We start from the raw sequence: 15,153 nt of genomic DNA on the forward strand, positions 1-15,153 counted from the left end.
ATCGTACAGGATACTTACAAAAACTAAAAAAAATAACTTGAACGACAATTAAATTTAAATAACATGAAAACCAACAAACTTAAAACAGTATTATTTAGCATTTTTGCGCTCTTTTCGCTTTTTTTGACAGCGCAAAACAAACTGCCATCTGATGATATTTTTAGATTGCAAAATGTTGCCACAGGAGAATTCCTAACTACCGCAGGAGGCAGTAGTCAGCCCGTCACAATGTCGGCCACAGGAGAAGCTCTAAATACACATTGGACCATTGTAGTAAGTGGAGACTATTATAATATAGATAGTGCAAGTGACACTGGAGGTACTGGAATACTTCGGGCACCTGGTGCTGGTAGTTCTGCAGGTGCTTACGTTGTTTTAAGTACGCTAAAAGCACCGCCAGCAGCCGATACAGATAAAACATGGTCAATAGATTACGACGCAATTAGTGACACGTATAGATTCGGCTCTAGAACTACTGGCAGATTTTTGTACCAGGAAGAAGATGGAACGGTAACCCATAATACAGCCCCAAATACAGATGATAGAAGTAATTGGAAACTCGTTCCGCTTACGGCGCCAATTCCTTTAGAGACAACTCTTAGATTGCAAAATGTTGCTACAGGAGAATTCTTAACAACTGCATCAGGAAGTAATCAGCCAGTTACCATGTCAGAAACAGGAGAAGCTGATAATACACATTGGACACTTGTAGAAAGTGGAGACTATTATAATATAGATAGTGCAAGTGACACTGGTGGTACCGGAATACTTCGGGCACCTGGTGCTGGGAGTTCTGCAGGTGCTTACGTTGTTTTAAGTACGCTAAAAGCACCGCCAGCAGCCGATACAGATAAAACATGGTCAATAGATTACGACGCAAGTAGTGACACGTATAGATTCGGCTCTAGAACTACTGGCAGATTTTTGTACCAGGAAGAAGATGGAACGGTAACCCATAATACAGCCCCAAATACAGATGATAGAAGTAATTGGAAACTTGTTCCTCTGGTGCAAAATCAAATACCAGTAGGTGTTACACTAAGGTTTCAAAATGCAGAAACAGAAGAATTCTTAACCACTGCTGGAACAAGTAATGCGTCAGTCACCATGTCAGAAACAGGAGATGCTGATAACACACAATGGACACTTGTTGAAACTGAAAGTGAAAGTGGAATATATAATATCGATAGTGAAAGTGAAAGCGGTGCAACTGGAATACTACGTGCAACTGGTAGTGGAGCTAATTTTGCAGTTGTGGGTACCAATAAAGCACCGCCAGCAACCGATACAGATAAAATATGGACAATATCTTATAATGCCACAACAGACACTTACAGGTTTGAGTCAAATACAGCCGGTAGGTTTTTGTATCAAAATGAAGATGGAACGGTAACACATACTGTAGCCCCAAATACTGATAACAGAAGTAATTGGAAACTAGTTGAGCAAGCTCCTGTGGAGGCAGCTCCTGATGAAGATACGAACCCAGACCTAGCTTGTCCAGCTTCAGGTGAATTCCAAAACGATGATACTCGAAATGTTGATATACAGGACGCTGTTAATGTTGGAACAGTTGATGATAGAAGTTGCTATTCCGATTACTCAGAAGTTAATCTATATGAAAATACCTGGGGTGTTTATAATATTACTGCTGGATCTAACCATTGGGATGCCCCCAATACGTTGCAGCCCAGAATAGAACGTTCTTTGCCCAGATCTAGAGAAACCGGCGTGGGGAGTTATGCAAGATTTACGGGAACTTTAAGAATTCTTGAAGTTGGTGACACTACAGGAACCAACAACGATGGTACCTATTTGATGCAAGCTAAAGGAAAACACAGTGGTGGTGGCGGTCCGGCGGATCCTGCTATATGTTTGTATTTAGCCATGCCTGTATTTGGAGATGATGGTAATGGCAACCAAGTACAAGTATCTTTTGATATTGTAAGAGAACAGATCAATTTTAGAGGAGGTTCAGGGGCCGATGGCAGAACTATTGTTTTTCTTAAAAATGTAGCAAAAAATGAAATAGTAGATATTGAATTGGAGGTAGGTTTTAGAGAGGATCCGAATAATCCAGATTTAAAAATACATTATTCTGATGCCGTGATAGGCGGTGAAGCCTTTAACTGGAATATTCCTGAACCGGAAAGAGGGCTGGAATCTGGTATTAGATATGGTGCATATCGTGTAAAAGGCGGTAGAGCCCAAATGAGATGGGCAAATACTACTTATGAAAAAGTTGAAGTGGTTGACAATTCAGGTCCAGCACCAACCAATGATATCGTTAGATTAAGAAATGTAGAAACCGGACAATTCTTAACTGCTGCAGCAGGAAGCAGTCAGCCTGTTACAATGTCAAGTTCTGGAGGTCCTCAAAATACACATTGGACTTTTGTAGAAAGTGGAGCATATTTTAATATAGATAGTGAAAGTGAAACTGGTGGTACTGGAATATTGCGTGCACCAGGTTCTGGTGGTCCAGGGAGGCACTTTGTAGTTGTAAGTACCCTAAAAGCTCCGCCAGCAGGCGATACAGATAAAACGTGGACGATACGTTACGACGACCTTACTGACACGTATAGATTTGAATCTAGAACTGCTGGCAGATATTTGTATCATGAAGAAAACGGGGAGGTAACACATAAAACAGCTCCAGAAACTGACAATAGAAGTGTATGGGAAGCGATACCACTAGGTGAACCTTTACAATTAGAATTAGTTTCTACAAACGTTAGCTGCGCTAATGCAGATGATGGTGCAGTTAGTGTATCAGTTACTGGAGGAATAGCACCATATACCTATTTATGGAACGATGGGCAAGAAACAGAGACTGCAACGAATCTATCAGCAGGAGACTACAATGTACTGGTTACAGATGCTTTTGGAAGTGAGTTGATGTCTGATAATATTACAATCACGGAACCTGAAGCAATTAACTTGACTTTAATTGAAGATCAGACCGTTTATCTTGGATACGGCCCTCAAGAGTCCACCTTATTAACTTTCGATACGGTAGAGGGCGGTGATGGCACTTATACTTATGAGTGGAGTAATGGTGAAACAACGGATGTTATTGAAGTCGCACCAGAGGAAACCACACAATACACCTTAACTGTTACCGATGGCACTGGGTGTTCAATTAGCGCAACAGTTAATGTTGAGGTTGTAGACGTACGTTGTGGCAATAACCCAAATAGGCCAAGGGTTGCACTGTGTTTTAGAGGAAAGACAATATGTGTTTCAAGTTTTGCGGTACCATTATTGCTTAAGCGAGGTGCTACTTTAGGTAGCTGTGATCCAAGCGAAGAATTAGTAATCACAAACCTCAAAGCATTCCCTAATCCCTTTAGAAGCCAAATCAATATTTGGATTAAAAGTACGCAGAATACCGAAGTTGATATTGTATTATACGATTTTAGCGGTAATGCCGTTCGTCAAATTACCGGACAGGTATATCCTGGTTTCTGCAGATTTAGAATGAATGGATTAAGGGGTTTACCACGTGGTATTTATTTCTTAAAAGCCATTGTTGATGGTAAAGAACAGATCTCTAAAAAGATGATTAAGTTATAAAACTTAATTTTTATGAATAAAGAAAAACCTGTGAGCCTTTAGCTTGCAGGTTTTTTTTTTGATCTTCTAGCAAAGTCTATTTAAAGGGAAAATCAAAATTTAACTTTATGTGATCGTTGGCAATCATCTGAACTCAATAAAGCAAAACAAAACCTAAACCTCATATAGCCTTACGAGCTTAAATTGAAAGCTCTCTGGATATTTATGAAGTCACTAAATTTACTGATTGCTTTAGACTAAAAAAAAATAATCTTAGCTTCGTGGCATAAAAGCAATTAAAAAGTTTTCTTGCCTTTGCACTATGCTTAGCCAAGACCTGTAAAAGAATCTACCCCAAAAAATAAAGCACTTATGGTGTAATTAAAAAGTTAGCAAACAACGGCGTTAGGTATTGAAGCATACATTCGACTGCTCTCAGTACAGGTTTGTTGAAACTCCTCGCAGAGAGCGACTGCCAAAAGCCCGACCGCGCCCGTGGCGTGGTAACGCTCGAATAAAATTATTAAATTCTAAAGTTTATACTCCGACAGTGGTTTTGTAAACGCTTCTGGATTTTCAGCGAGGTGATAGCGAGGATCGTCTATATCCTCTACGATAACTTCCTTAAACTTTGGACTTGCCTTATGGAGCAGTATCTTACAGTCTTCACTAAGGTGCTTTAGTTTTATAGATTTTCCTGCGGCTTCGTACTTTTCTACCAAATTGTATATGGCTTCAAAAGCAGAATGGTCGCTTACACGCGACTCTACAAAATCTATCTCCACATTATCTGGGTCGTTTTTCACATCAAACTTTTCGTTGAAGGCTTTTATAGAGCCAAAGAAAAGTGGCCCCCAAATTTCGTAAACCTTAGTACCATCTTCCCTCATACGTTTTCTTGCACGAATACGTTTTGCGTTTTCCCAAGAGAATACCAAGGCGCTAATAATGACACCTGCGATTACTGCTATGGCTAAATCTTTCCAAACGGTGATAAGCGATACGGCTATGAGAACAATAGCATCGGTTAGCGGTATTTTTCGTAAAATTCTAAAGCTACTCCATGCAAACGTGCCAATAACCACCATAAACATGACGCCTACTAGGGCTGCAATAGGTACTTGCTCAATGAGTCCGGATGCAAACAAAATGAAGATTAATAAGGCTACAGCAGCAACAATACCGGAAAGCCTACCTCTTCCACCTCCCTTTATATTTATCAACGATTGTCCAATCATTGCACAACCACCCATTCCACCAAAAAATCCTGTGACAATATTTGCGCCTCCTTGTGCCATACATTCGCGGTTGGCATTTCCTCTGGTTTCTGTAATTTCATCAACTAAGTTTAAGGTCATCAATGATTCTATCAAGCCGATGGCCGCTAGAATTAAGGCGTATGGCCCAATAAACTTTATGGTTTGCCAATTAAATGGCACTTTATTAAATATCTCTGGCTGGAATTGTGGCAAACCACCTTTTAAACCTTCGCCACCTCCATCGCGAATAAAGCTTCCCACTGTGGCGACATCCAGATTTCCAAAGATCACAATGGCGGATACCACTAAAATGGCAATTAATGCTTCTGGGAGTTTCTTTGTTAGTTTTGGTAATGCAAACATAATTCCCATGGTTAATGCCACTAATCCCAACATAATCCACATTTTGGATCCTGTAAACCAGTCTCCATTTGCATCTTTAAAAAGATTAAGTTGTGATAGGAAAATTACAATGGCTAGTCCATTTACAAACCCCATCATTACTGGATGTGGAATCAATCTTACAAATTTTCCGAGTTTAAAAACACCTGCTAAAATTTGAATAATTCCCATAAGAATTACGGTAGCGAATAAGTAATATAAACCCAGCTGTTCTGATGGTTCTCCCATGGCATTTCCTTCGGCCACTAAACTCACCATCACTACTGCTAAGGCGCCTGTAGCACCACTTATCATTCCTGGACGGCCTCCAAAAACTGAGGTGATTAATCCTATCATAAATGCCGCATATAATCCTACTAAAGGATCTACACCTGCAACAAATGCAAACGCAACAGCTTCTGGCACTAATGCCAAAGCGACAGTTAGTCCACTTAAAAGATCATTTTTGGCGTTTTTAGCGCGCTTTCTAAAAAATGCAGTCATGGTTTGGTTTTGAAGCTGCAAATTTACAGTTTAATAGGGGATGTACAAGTTATGCCCTAAGAATTTGCAGATTAAGCAATTAAAATTGGATGAGTTACAAAATTGCCAGTATTTCAGCTACTTTCTTATGAAGTACTCATTTAAAATTATTGTAATTTTAGCCATCAAAGTTGAAATCATGAGAAAAATTTTAGTGATATTTGTTTTGTTTTTTGCTTGTGAAAGAGCATCGTACTATGATTTTAACACCCGTTTTGAAATATCCAAGGGTTTAGAAACGGCGACTTATGAAGAGGCTATTGCCTTTTATTCTCAACTTGCTGAAACTTACAATGAAATCTCCCTAGGCGCTATTGGAGAAACCGATGCTGGAAAGCCTTTGCATTTGGTAACTTTTAATCCAGATGCAGAATTCAATTATGAAACTATTAGGAAAGACAAACAGATCTTACTCATAAATAATGGCATTCACCCAGGAGAACCTGATGGCATTGATGCAACAATGCTGTTATTTAGAGACTTAGCTAAGGGCAATATCAAAATACCAGAAAATGTTGTAATTGCGAGTATTCCTATTTACAATGTTGGTGGCAGTCTCAATAGAAATTCAAACACGCGTACTAATCAAAATGGCCCAAAAGCTTATGGTTTTCGCGGTAACGCAAGAAACTATGATTTGAATAGGGACTTTATTAAATGCGATACCAAAAATGCTAAGACCTTTACTAAAATTTTTCACTTATTGAAACCTGATGTATTTATCGATACGCATGTAAGCAATGGTGCCGACTACCAATATACGCTCACACATTTGTTTACGCAACATAATAAGTTGGGCGATAAACTGGGCCTTTATTTACATACTGAAATGATGCCCAAATTAGAAAAAAAACTAAATGAAAAAGACTTGGACATTACCCCATATGTGAACGTTTTTAACCGGACTCCTGTACAAGGCTTTTCACAATTTATGGACTACCCTAGGTATTCCACCGGCTACACTACACTTTTCAACACATTAGGTATGATGATAGAAACACACATGCTAAAACCCTACAAACAGCGCGTTGAGGGTACTTATGAAATATTGAAAAGCATGATTGAAATTACGGATTCTGATTCTGATAAAATCAAGTCCATTAGAAAAGAAGCGCCCCTATTAATGCACAAAAGCAAATATTATGCTTTGGATTGGGCAATAGATACCACAAAAGCTTCTAAATTAAATTTTAAAGGTTTTGAAGCAAATACTGTTATAAGTGAAGTTACTGGTTTTAAAAGATTAAAATATGACAGGACAAAACCTTTTGTAAAAGAAGTGAACTACCAAAATTACTACAAACCTAAATTAAAAGTTGAAATTCCGTGTGCTTACATAATTCCCCAAGGCTGGCATAATGTTATTGAGTTATTAAAACTAAATGAAGTGGAGATGGAACCACTTAAAAACGACAGCATAATTACAGTTGAAACCTATCGTATTAAGGATTATAACACCCATACGTCGCCTTACGAAGGGCATTATCCCCATTATGATGTAAATGTTTTAACTTCAAAGGAAAATATTAAGTTTAAAGAAGGTGATTTTATCATTCCAACCAATCAATATGCGTTCAGGTACATTATGGAAACCCTAGAACCACAGGCTCCAGATTCATTTTTTAATTGGAATTTTTTCGATACCGTTTTGCAACAAAAGGAAGGATTTTCTCCTTACGTCTGGGAAGATAAGGCTTTAGAAATTCTTAAAAACAATCCAAAGTTAAAACAAGAATTTGAACACCGCAAACAAGACCTCACCGAATTTAAAAACAACTGGTATGCCCAATTGGATTGGCTACACAAGCAAAGTAAAAATTATGAGGAAGTGCATTTATTATATCCCGTATTCAGAATAAGATAATTAATCAATTAGAAGCTTAATATTGGCATAAGAGTTCTCCATAGCCTTTTTAATCTTCTTTTTACCAAGCCATTTTACTTTGGTGATACCCTCTTTTTCCTGTGGATATAACTTGCCGTCAAAGGATGTTTTCATCTCAAACCAATAGGTTATCTTTATTCTGTATCTTCCACGGCGCTTAAAAATATGATAGGTAGTTTCTAATGGTTTTGTAATCTTCAATCCCGTAACTCCAGTTTCCTCCTCAACTTCACGTATTGCGGTTTCTTCTATACTTTCTTTTTTCTCAATTTTACCTTTTGGCAAATCCCATTTGCCGTTTCTAAATATAAAAAGTACTTTTCCCTCTTTGTTATATACTTTACCTCCTCCAGCGATGACTTTAGGGGCTTTTTTTAAAAATTTCTTTAATAGCTTTTCTTCATTATGGTGAATAAAACGTGCCTCTTTAATTGAAGAATTATTCAATTTCCTAACTACATTTCTAAGTATAACTTTATTGAGTTTATAGTTTTTAACCCCTTTTTTGTCTTTAGGTTTTGTAGATAAAATTATAGGCTTGTCACCAACAAATATTTTGTGCATACAGAGATTATTAGCTGTTTACTGCTGGTAAAAATATCATTTTTAAATACAAACCAACTATTGTTGAAAAAAATATTTTATTCTGTTAAAACAGGTTATGTAATACTGCAATATATGCTTAATTTTGTGCTATGATTTTTAACAAAGACATCGCCAAAAAAACAGCAGAAGTTTTATTGCAAGTAAATGCTATAAAATTAAGTCCGAAAACACCTTTTACATGGGCTTCTGGATGGAAATCGCCCATTTATTGTGATAATCGCATTATTTTGTCGTTTCCCCCCATTCGTAACTATGTTAGAGAGACTATGGCAAAACATATTGAGCGGCAATATGGGAAACCAGACGCTATTGCCGGTGTAGCCACAGGTGCCATAGGAATAGGTATGCTAGTTGCTGAATATTTAAATTTACCTTTTATCTATGTTAGACCAGATGCAAAAGGCCATGGGAGAAAAAACCAAATTGAAGGTTTTACAGAAAAAGGACAGAACGTAGTGGTTGTAGAAGATTTAATCAGTACAGGTAAAAGCAGTTTAAATGCTGTTAAAGCACTGCGTGAAGGTGGTATCAACGTAAAAGGTATGGTAGCCATTTTTACCTATGGATTTGAAGTTTCAAAAGAAAATTTTGAAAAAGAAAATGTTGCGCTTCATACTTTAGGAAATTACGAAAACCTTTTGGAGCAAGCCTTACAGACCAATTATATTACTAAAACAGAATTAGAATTGCTTACCGAATGGAATTCTAACCCTAGCGAATGGAACGCTATTTGATAATTAACAACTAAACACAAATTATTAGTTTATGAACTTAGAATCTCCAGAAGTAAGCGTGTCTAAAACACCAGAAGCCACATTTAACTTTATATCGAATATTGAAAATTTTGAAACTTTAATGCCTGAAAACATCAGTAAGTTTGAAGTTTTAGATGAAGAAAAATTTTTATTTGCCTTAAAGGGCATGCCCGAAATTATTCTGAAGAAGAAAGAGGAAATACCACCAAATAAAATTGTTTTTGGTGCGGCTGGTGGTAAAATAGATTTTTCTTTAACCGCTATTATTTCAGAAAATGAAAACGATGAAAGCAATGTAAAACTTAAGTTTAGCGGAGACTTTAACCCTATGATGGCAATGATGGTTAAAGGGCCAATTAGCAAGTTTATCGAAACGCTGGCTACTAATTTACCAAAAGCTGTTTAGTACAGCAATGTTACATCTTTCAATGCGAAAGATTGGATAACATTATCTTCCAGCAGAATCTGTAAATCTCCAGAATCTAAAACACTTTTAATATAACCTGAAAATAAATTACCCTTGGCATCCTTAAATGTTGAGGGTTTATTTTTTCTGAATAAAAAAGATTCGTACTCGGCTTTCAACGCTTTACAAGAACCTTCTTTTAGTTTTGAAAAATATGATTTCAAATTTTTTATAATAATGCTTAAAAGCTCATCTGTTTCGAAAAAGCGCCCTGTAATTTGTTTCAGAGATGATGCATATGGCAAATTATCAAAATCCATTTGGTTAACGTTCAAGCCAACACCAATAATTGTTGCATTTAGGTGGTTTTGTTTTATGACATTTTCAACCAAAATACCACAAATCTTTTTGTTTTGTGACAAAATGTCGTTAGGCCATTTAATATGCAACTGTGGGATTAAAAATGTTTTTAGACTATTTCTCAATGCTAAGGCCGTTACCATACTAATGTAAAATGGGTGTTCTATTTTAAATTTTGAAACATCAACAAACACACTAAACATCAAGTTTTTTGACGCTTCTGATGTCCAAACTGCTCCCATTTGCCCCTTACCTTCAGTTTGATATTTTGCTGTAACTACGGTAAAATTCTCCACCTTTTCAGCACTAACCATATCTTTTAAAAAAGTATTAGTTGAATCAATGGCATCAAGTTTGATTATAGGCATTTACAGGTTATTTTTGTTGTTTAAAATCTTGTGAAAATTTTAAAGGCTAAAGAACTAAAAAAATAATAACTTTGCACAAATTAATTAAAATTAATGGCGAAAGAAAAAATAAGCGCAGATCAATTAATATCAGTTATAATTAGTGGAATTGAAGATGTAAAAGGTAAAGAAATAAGTATTTTAGACCTTAGGGAAATTGAAAATACAGTTTGCGATTATTTTATAATTTGTGAAGGGACTTCAAACACTCAAGTTAACGCCATCGTTAATTCCATTCAGAAAAAAGTAAGTAAAGAACTTAAGGATAACCCATGGCACATTGAAGGTGCTGATAATGCTGAATGGGTTTTACTAGACTACGTAAATATTGCTGTACATGTGTTTCAAAAGCATATAAGGGAGTATTATGATATTGAAAGCCTTTGGGGAGATGCAAAAACAACAGTAATAGAAACAAGTTACTAAAAACAAAACATGGCAAAAGACAATAAAAATATAAAAGAAAAAAAACCAAAATTTAGTCCGTATTGGATTTATGGGATTATTCTATCCCTGTTTTTGGTGTTTACCCTTTTCAATAATAGTGGACTGGATAGCGGAAATACCACAAATCCAACCCAGTTCTTCAATTTTGTAAAGGATGGAGATGTAGAAAAAGTTGAAATAGTGAACAGACGGCTTGCCAAAGTTTATTTAACAAAAGAAGCGTCGCAAAAAGAGATTCACAGAAAATCTAAACCTACAAGTTTTAGCTTATCAGCTGCTCAAATTCCTAATTATAGATTTGAATTTGGAGAGTTAGAAATTTTTCAAAATGAGTTGAACAATATCATTGAAGAAGAAAATCTAGATTTAGAACCCATATATCTCACAGAGGAGAATCATTTAGCAGATTTTCTGATTGGTATCTTACCATTTGTATTACTAATTGGTGTTTGGATTTTCATTATGAGACGCATGTCTGGTGGCGCTGGTGGTGGTGCTGGTGGACAGATTTTTAATATTGGAAAATCTAAGGCAAAACTATTTGACCAAAATACCGAAGTTAAAACATCTTTTAAAGATGTAGCTGGTTTAGAAGGTGCAAAAGAAGAAGTTCAAGAAATTGTAGATTTCCTGAAATATCCTGAAAAATACACAACTCTTGGAGGTAAAATACCTAAGGGTGCATTGCTTGTAGGTCCTCCAGGAACCGGTAAAACCTTGTTAGCAAGAGCTGTTGCTGGCGAAGCAAAAGTACCTTTCTTTTCACTATCTGGATCTGATTTTGTAGAGATGTTTGTAGGCGTTGGAGCTTCTCGTGTCCGTGATTTATTCAAGCAAGCAAAAGAAAAATCACCTTCGATAATTTTTATAGATGAGATTGATGCAATTGGTAGAGCACGTGGAAAGAATGCCATGTCCGGAAGTAATGACGAGCGAGAAAACACCCTAAATCAGTTATTAACAGAAATGGATGGGTTTGGTACTAATACCAACGTTATTGTTATGGCTGCAACCAATAGGGCTGATATTTTGGATAAGGCCCTAATGCGTGCTGGACGTTTTGATAGACAAATTTTTGTGGACTTACCAGACGTTCGGGAACGTAAAGAAATATTTGAAGTACACTTGAGACCTTTGAAGAAAACAAAGGACCTCGATACAGATTTCTTATCAAAGCAAACCCCCGGTTTCTCTGGAGCTGATATTGCAAATGTTTGTAACGAAGCAGCTTTAATTGCAGCAAGAAACGGCAAAAAAGCAGTTGATAAGCAAGACTTTCTAGACGCAGTTGATAGAATTATTGGTGGTTTAGAAAAGAAAAATAAAATTATTACGCCTAGTGAAAAACAAGCGGTTGCCTATCACGAGGCTGGTCACGCAACCGTAAGTTGGATGTTGGAGCATGCAGCGCCTTTAGTGAAAGTAACTATTGTTCCACGAGGACGCTCCTTGGGAGCTGCCTGGTATTTACCTGAAGAACGCTTAATTGTTAGACCAGAACAAATGCTTGATGAAATGTGCGCTGCTCTAGGCGGTCGTGCTGCAGAACAAGTAATTTTCAATAAAATATCAACTGGAGCTTTAAGTGATTTAGAAAAAGTTACTAAGCAGGCTCGTGCCATGGTAACTATCTATGGATTAAGCGATAAAGTAGGAAACCTTACCTATTACGACTCTGGCCAAAACGAATATGGGTTTACTAAACCCTATAGTGAAAAAACAGCTGAACTTATAGATAAAGAAATCTCAGATATTATAGAAAAGCAGTATGAGCGAGCTGTAAAGTTATTGGAAGCCAATAAAGACAAACTTACAGAACTTGCAGAAGTACTACTTGAAAAAGAAGTTATCTTTAAGGATAATCTAGAAAAAATATTCGGTAAACGCCCTTTTGAAAAGGAAGAACGTGAAAATCTTGACAAATAGCTTCTTATAGTTAAGCTTTTGGTAAAAATCTTAAATTAATCTAAGGAATAGTTTAAGATTTTTTATATTTGGAAAACTCTCAATAAAAAAGGTTAATAGCGAATACCTGAATGAATCTTTTTAAGAAAATTTTCGGATCAAAGTCAAAACAATCTGAAAAGGAAATAAAGTCTGATGACCGAGGCAAATATATGCCCGAACTTAAATTGCCAATAGATGAAAAGTTCACTATAAATTTTAAAGCTAATGGCGGCAAGTTCTTGTATTGCGATGACTTAAACGAGGTGTTTCTTAACTTTACCAATATCATTCAAGAAAATTCATGGGAGGACAAACCTGCATTGATCATAGATGATAATCTTTTAGAGAAGTTTAAATCGTGTAATATTGATGCTATTAAAAATTCAGGTGAAGCCACTTATTTTTTAACCACTTGTGAAAACTTAATTGCAACTGATGGTTCTTTGCTCATAAGTTCAAATCAAATTGCAACTAAAAAATTACCTGAATTACCTTTCAACGTTGTTGTTTTCGCCACTACAAGCCAGATTGTGGATAATATTGGTGAAGGTTTACGTGGTATCAAATCAAAAAACAAACGACATATCCCTACAAACATTACTACGATTAAACATTTTAAATCTGGAGATGAAAAAGATTTTTTGAGCTATGGTAGTAGTGCAAAAAACTTATATTTGCTGCTTTTAGAAGATTTATAATTAAAGCAAATTAAGAAATGAAAGACATGTTATTGCGATCACTATCTGGTTTGCTATATGTTGCGTTGTTAATTGTTATCTTGAGCCTTAATTCTTCTCATGGCTTTATAATTCTATTCTTTGTCTTAGGCATACTAGCTTTATTTGAGTTTAGTAAACTTATTCAATTAAAAAGTATTATTCCATACTTCATTTTTATAGTACTTTATGCAGTCTTCGGATATTGGCAAATCATGCTAAACTCCGATATAGGTTTAGATGAAGCAACCCAAATATTAATGGTGATAACTATTTTTGTGGATTTATTTTTAATTAAAGATTTATTTTCTCGAAAAGTAATTCCGCTATTTAGGACGAAACGATTCATAATTACTACATTTTATCTATCTAGCGGGTTTGTATTTCTTTTGCTGATAGCAAGTGTCTTTAGTCCAAAAATATTACTAGCGGCTTTTATTTTGGTCTGGGTGAACGATTCTTTCGCCTATCTGATAGGTAAGAATTTCGGAAAACAAAAGCTGTTTGAAAAAATTTCTCCAAAAAAAACTGTCGAAGGCTTTTTAGGCGGATTGTTATTTTCATGCATTGCTAGTTACTTTATTGCAAAATTCACTACAACTTTAGACTTTACTAGCTGGTTATTACTTGCTATTGTTATAACAGTTTTTGGCACGATAGGGGATTTAATAGAATCAAAATTTAAGAGGCAAGCTAATGTAAAAGACAGTGGTACAATTATGCCTGGACATGGCGGGCTGCTAGATCGTTTAGACAGTATCATTTTTGCTTCCCCATTTATTTACTTATTTTTAAGAATTTTACACTATGTTTCATAAGGAAGGTCATAAAATAATTCTCTTTAGTCTAATTATAGTTGTCGCCTGTTTTTTACTGGTAGATAGTTTTATCTCTGTGTTTTGGTTACGGACACTAATTCTGATTGTACTTTTGGTGTTTCTAATTCTCATTCTTCAGTTTTTTAGAAACCCTAAACGTCACACAAAACAAAATGACAAAAACGTAGTATCCCCAGTAGATGGAAAGGTAGTAGTAATTGAAGAGGTTTTTGAAAAAGAATATTTTAAAGACAAACGTTTGCAGGTAAGCGTATTTATGTCCCCTTTAAATGTGCATGTAACACGTTATCCAGTAGATGGAAAAGTAGTCTTTAGTAAATATCACCCTGGGAAATACTTAGTAGCATGGCATCCTAAAGCCAGCGAAGAAAACGAACGTACCACCATAGTTGTAGAGAACAAAGTATACGGTAAAGTATTGTACCGTCAAATTGCGGGAGCTTTAGCAAAACGAATAGTAAACTATGCCAAAGTAGATGATAATGCCATTCAAGGTGCCGATTCTGGATTTATTAAGTTTGGATCAAGAGTGGATTTATTTTTGCCCTTGGATACAAATATAAAAATAAAGTTAAACGAAAAGGTTCGTGGCGGGGAGAGTGTTATAGCTGAAATTAATGAGTGATGAATCTTTAGATAAATCGTTTGAAGAAGCAGTTGCACGAGTTAGTGCACATACTGATCCATTCCCCGCAGATACACTGCTAAAGCTATATGCCTACTATAAAAAAGCCACTAATAATTATAGTAAACCCAGCAGTAAAAAATCTATAATTAATGCATTTAAAACCAATGCACTATTTCAAGTTAAAGATGTATCCGAAGATGAGGCCAAACAAGCCTATATTGATTTGGTAAATACTTATTTTTTATACCGAAAATAAAACCACTACGCATTGGCACCGTGTATATCATTTCTCTGGTGATAAAGCAGTACTGAATAAAGTTTGAGAAACCCTATTGAGCATAAACTTAAGAGATTGGAACTTGACTTTGTAAAAATTTTCCACTATCTTCATTTACCATCGGATATAAGCCACATGTGCT

At 35.9% G+C, this 15,153-nt stretch carries 13 protein-coding genes; 10 read left to right on the forward strand and 3 right to left on the reverse strand.

The window, feature by feature from the left end:
- Positions 1–63: 63 nt before the first annotated feature.
- Positions 64–3,576: a T9SS type A sorting domain-containing protein gene (locus AC1B0Z_RS07605; RefSeq protein WP_483795006.1), complete on the forward strand. Its 3,513-nt coding sequence runs from the start codon at positions 64–66 to the stop codon at positions 3,574–3,576.
- A 509-nt stretch (positions 3,577–4,085) separates the two neighbouring features.
- Here the strand turns inward: AC1B0Z_RS07605 and AC1B0Z_RS07610 are convergent.
- Positions 4,086–5,699: a SulP family inorganic anion transporter gene (locus tag AC1B0Z_RS07610; RefSeq protein ID WP_483795007.1), complete on the reverse strand. Its 1,614-nt coding sequence runs from the start codon at positions 5,697–5,699 to the stop codon at positions 4,086–4,088.
- 178 nt (positions 5,700–5,877) lie between these two features.
- Between AC1B0Z_RS07610 and AC1B0Z_RS07615 the strand changes: the two genes are divergently transcribed.
- Entirely contained in the window at positions 5,878–7,602 is a 1,725-nt protein-coding gene (locus AC1B0Z_RS07615; RefSeq protein ID WP_483795008.1) for a M14 family metallopeptidase, read from the forward strand.
- Here AC1B0Z_RS07615 and AC1B0Z_RS07620 read toward each other — a convergent pair whose 3' ends face one another.
- Complete coding sequence (locus tag AC1B0Z_RS07620) at positions 7,603–8,187, reverse strand: NUDIX hydrolase (RefSeq protein ID WP_483795010.1); 585 nt, start codon at positions 8,185–8,187, stop codon at positions 7,603–7,605.
- Positions 8,188–8,318: 131 nt separating this feature from the next.
- On the opposite strand from AC1B0Z_RS07620, the gene pyrE reads away from it, so the two are divergent.
- Positions 8,319–8,963, forward strand: a complete 645-nt coding sequence (gene pyrE / locus AC1B0Z_RS07625) for an orotate phosphoribosyltransferase (RefSeq protein WP_483795011.1) — start codon at positions 8,319–8,321, stop codon at positions 8,961–8,963.
- Between the two features lie 31 nt (positions 8,964–8,994).
- Positions 8,995–9,390 carry an SRPBCC family protein gene (locus tag AC1B0Z_RS07630; protein WP_483795012.1) on the forward strand — a complete coding sequence of 132 codons (396 nt, stop codon included), beginning with the start codon at positions 8,995–8,997 and terminating at the stop codon, positions 9,388–9,390.
- On the opposite strand, the gene AC1B0Z_RS07635 is transcribed toward AC1B0Z_RS07630, so the two are convergent.
- Positions 9,387–10,118: a biotin--[acetyl-CoA-carboxylase] ligase gene (locus tag AC1B0Z_RS07635; protein ID WP_483795013.1), complete on the reverse strand. Its 732-nt coding sequence runs from the start codon at positions 10,116–10,118 to the stop codon at positions 9,387–9,389. The genes AC1B0Z_RS07630 and AC1B0Z_RS07635 overlap by 4 nt on opposite strands.
- Before the next feature lie 93 nt (positions 10,119–10,211).
- Between AC1B0Z_RS07635 and rsfS the strand changes: the two genes are divergently transcribed.
- The 6 genes from rsfS to AC1B0Z_RS07665 all read left to right on the forward strand — a co-directional run bounded on the left by rsfS (position 10,212) and on the right by AC1B0Z_RS07665 (position 14,990).
- Positions 10,212–10,583 carry a ribosome silencing factor gene (rsfS, locus tag AC1B0Z_RS07640; protein WP_483795015.1) on the forward strand — a complete coding sequence of 124 codons (372 nt, stop codon included), beginning with the start codon at positions 10,212–10,214 and terminating at the stop codon, positions 10,581–10,583.
- 9 nt (positions 10,584–10,592) lie between these two features.
- On the forward strand, positions 10,593–12,530 hold the full coding sequence (ftsH, locus tag AC1B0Z_RS07645) for an ATP-dependent zinc metalloprotease FtsH (protein WP_483795016.1): 1,938 nt from the start codon (positions 10,593–10,595) through the stop codon (positions 12,528–12,530).
- Between the two features lie 110 nt (positions 12,531–12,640).
- Positions 12,641–13,249, forward strand: a complete 609-nt coding sequence (locus AC1B0Z_RS07650; RefSeq protein ID WP_483795017.1) for an LUD domain-containing protein — start codon at positions 12,641–12,643, stop codon at positions 13,247–13,249.
- A gap of 17 nt (positions 13,250–13,266) precedes the next feature.
- Positions 13,267–14,085 (forward strand): phosphatidate cytidylyltransferase, encoded by an 819-nt coding sequence (locus AC1B0Z_RS07655; RefSeq protein ID WP_483795019.1) that lies wholly within the window; start codon positions 13,267–13,269, stop codon positions 14,083–14,085.
- Entirely contained in the window at positions 14,075–14,731 is a 657-nt protein-coding gene (locus AC1B0Z_RS07660; RefSeq protein ID WP_483795021.1) for a phosphatidylserine decarboxylase family protein, read from the forward strand. The genes AC1B0Z_RS07655 and AC1B0Z_RS07660 overlap by 11 nt, the downstream gene beginning before the upstream one ends.
- A complete protein-coding gene (locus AC1B0Z_RS07665) occupies positions 14,724–14,990 on the forward strand; it encodes an acyl-CoA-binding protein (RefSeq protein WP_483795023.1) in 267 nt (88 codons plus the stop codon). The genes AC1B0Z_RS07660 and AC1B0Z_RS07665 overlap by 8 nt, the downstream gene beginning before the upstream one ends.
- Positions 14,991–15,153 lie beyond the last annotated feature (163 nt).

Source organism: Hyunsoonleella sp. J2K-J805 (assembly GCF_057167125.1).

Bases quoted from the DNA above. Each gene is read 5' to 3' on its own strand.
- AC1B0Z_RS07615 (WP_483795008.1), top strand. From the start codon at position 5,878: ATGAGAAAAATTTTAGTGATATTTGTTTTGTTTTTTGCTTGTGAAAGA.
- AC1B0Z_RS07610 (WP_483795007.1), bottom strand. From the start codon at position 5,699: ATGACTGCATTTTTTAGAAAGCGCGCTAAAAACGCCAAAAATGATCTT.
- AC1B0Z_RS07660 (WP_483795021.1), top strand. From the start codon at position 14,075: ATGTTTCATAAGGAAGGTCATAAAATAATTCTCTTTAGTCTAATTATA.
- AC1B0Z_RS07665 (WP_483795023.1), top strand. From the start codon at position 14,724: ATGAGTGATGAATCTTTAGATAAATCGTTTGAAGAAGCAGTTGCACGA.
- AC1B0Z_RS07650 (WP_483795017.1), top strand. From the start codon at position 12,641: ATGAATCTTTTTAAGAAAATTTTCGGATCAAAGTCAAAACAATCTGAA.
- AC1B0Z_RS07635 (WP_483795013.1), bottom strand. From the start codon at position 10,118: ATGCCTATAATCAAACTTGATGCCATTGATTCAACTAATACTTTTTTA.
- AC1B0Z_RS07655 (WP_483795019.1), top strand. From the start codon at position 13,267: ATGAAAGACATGTTATTGCGATCACTATCTGGTTTGCTATATGTTGCG.
- AC1B0Z_RS07630 (WP_483795012.1), top strand. From the start codon at position 8,995: ATGAACTTAGAATCTCCAGAAGTAAGCGTGTCTAAAACACCAGAAGCC.
- rsfS (WP_483795015.1), top strand. From the start codon at position 10,212: ATGGCGAAAGAAAAAATAAGCGCAGATCAATTAATATCAGTTATAATT.
- AC1B0Z_RS07605 (WP_483795006.1), top strand. From the start codon at position 64: ATGAAAACCAACAAACTTAAAACAGTATTATTTAGCATTTTTGCGCTC.
- AC1B0Z_RS07620 (WP_483795010.1), bottom strand. From the start codon at position 8,187: ATGCACAAAATATTTGTTGGTGACAAGCCTATAATTTTATCTACAAAA.
- pyrE (WP_483795011.1), top strand. From the start codon at position 8,319: ATGATTTTTAACAAAGACATCGCCAAAAAAACAGCAGAAGTTTTATTG.
- ftsH (WP_483795016.1), top strand. From the start codon at position 10,593: ATGGCAAAAGACAATAAAAATATAAAAGAAAAAAAACCAAAATTTAGT.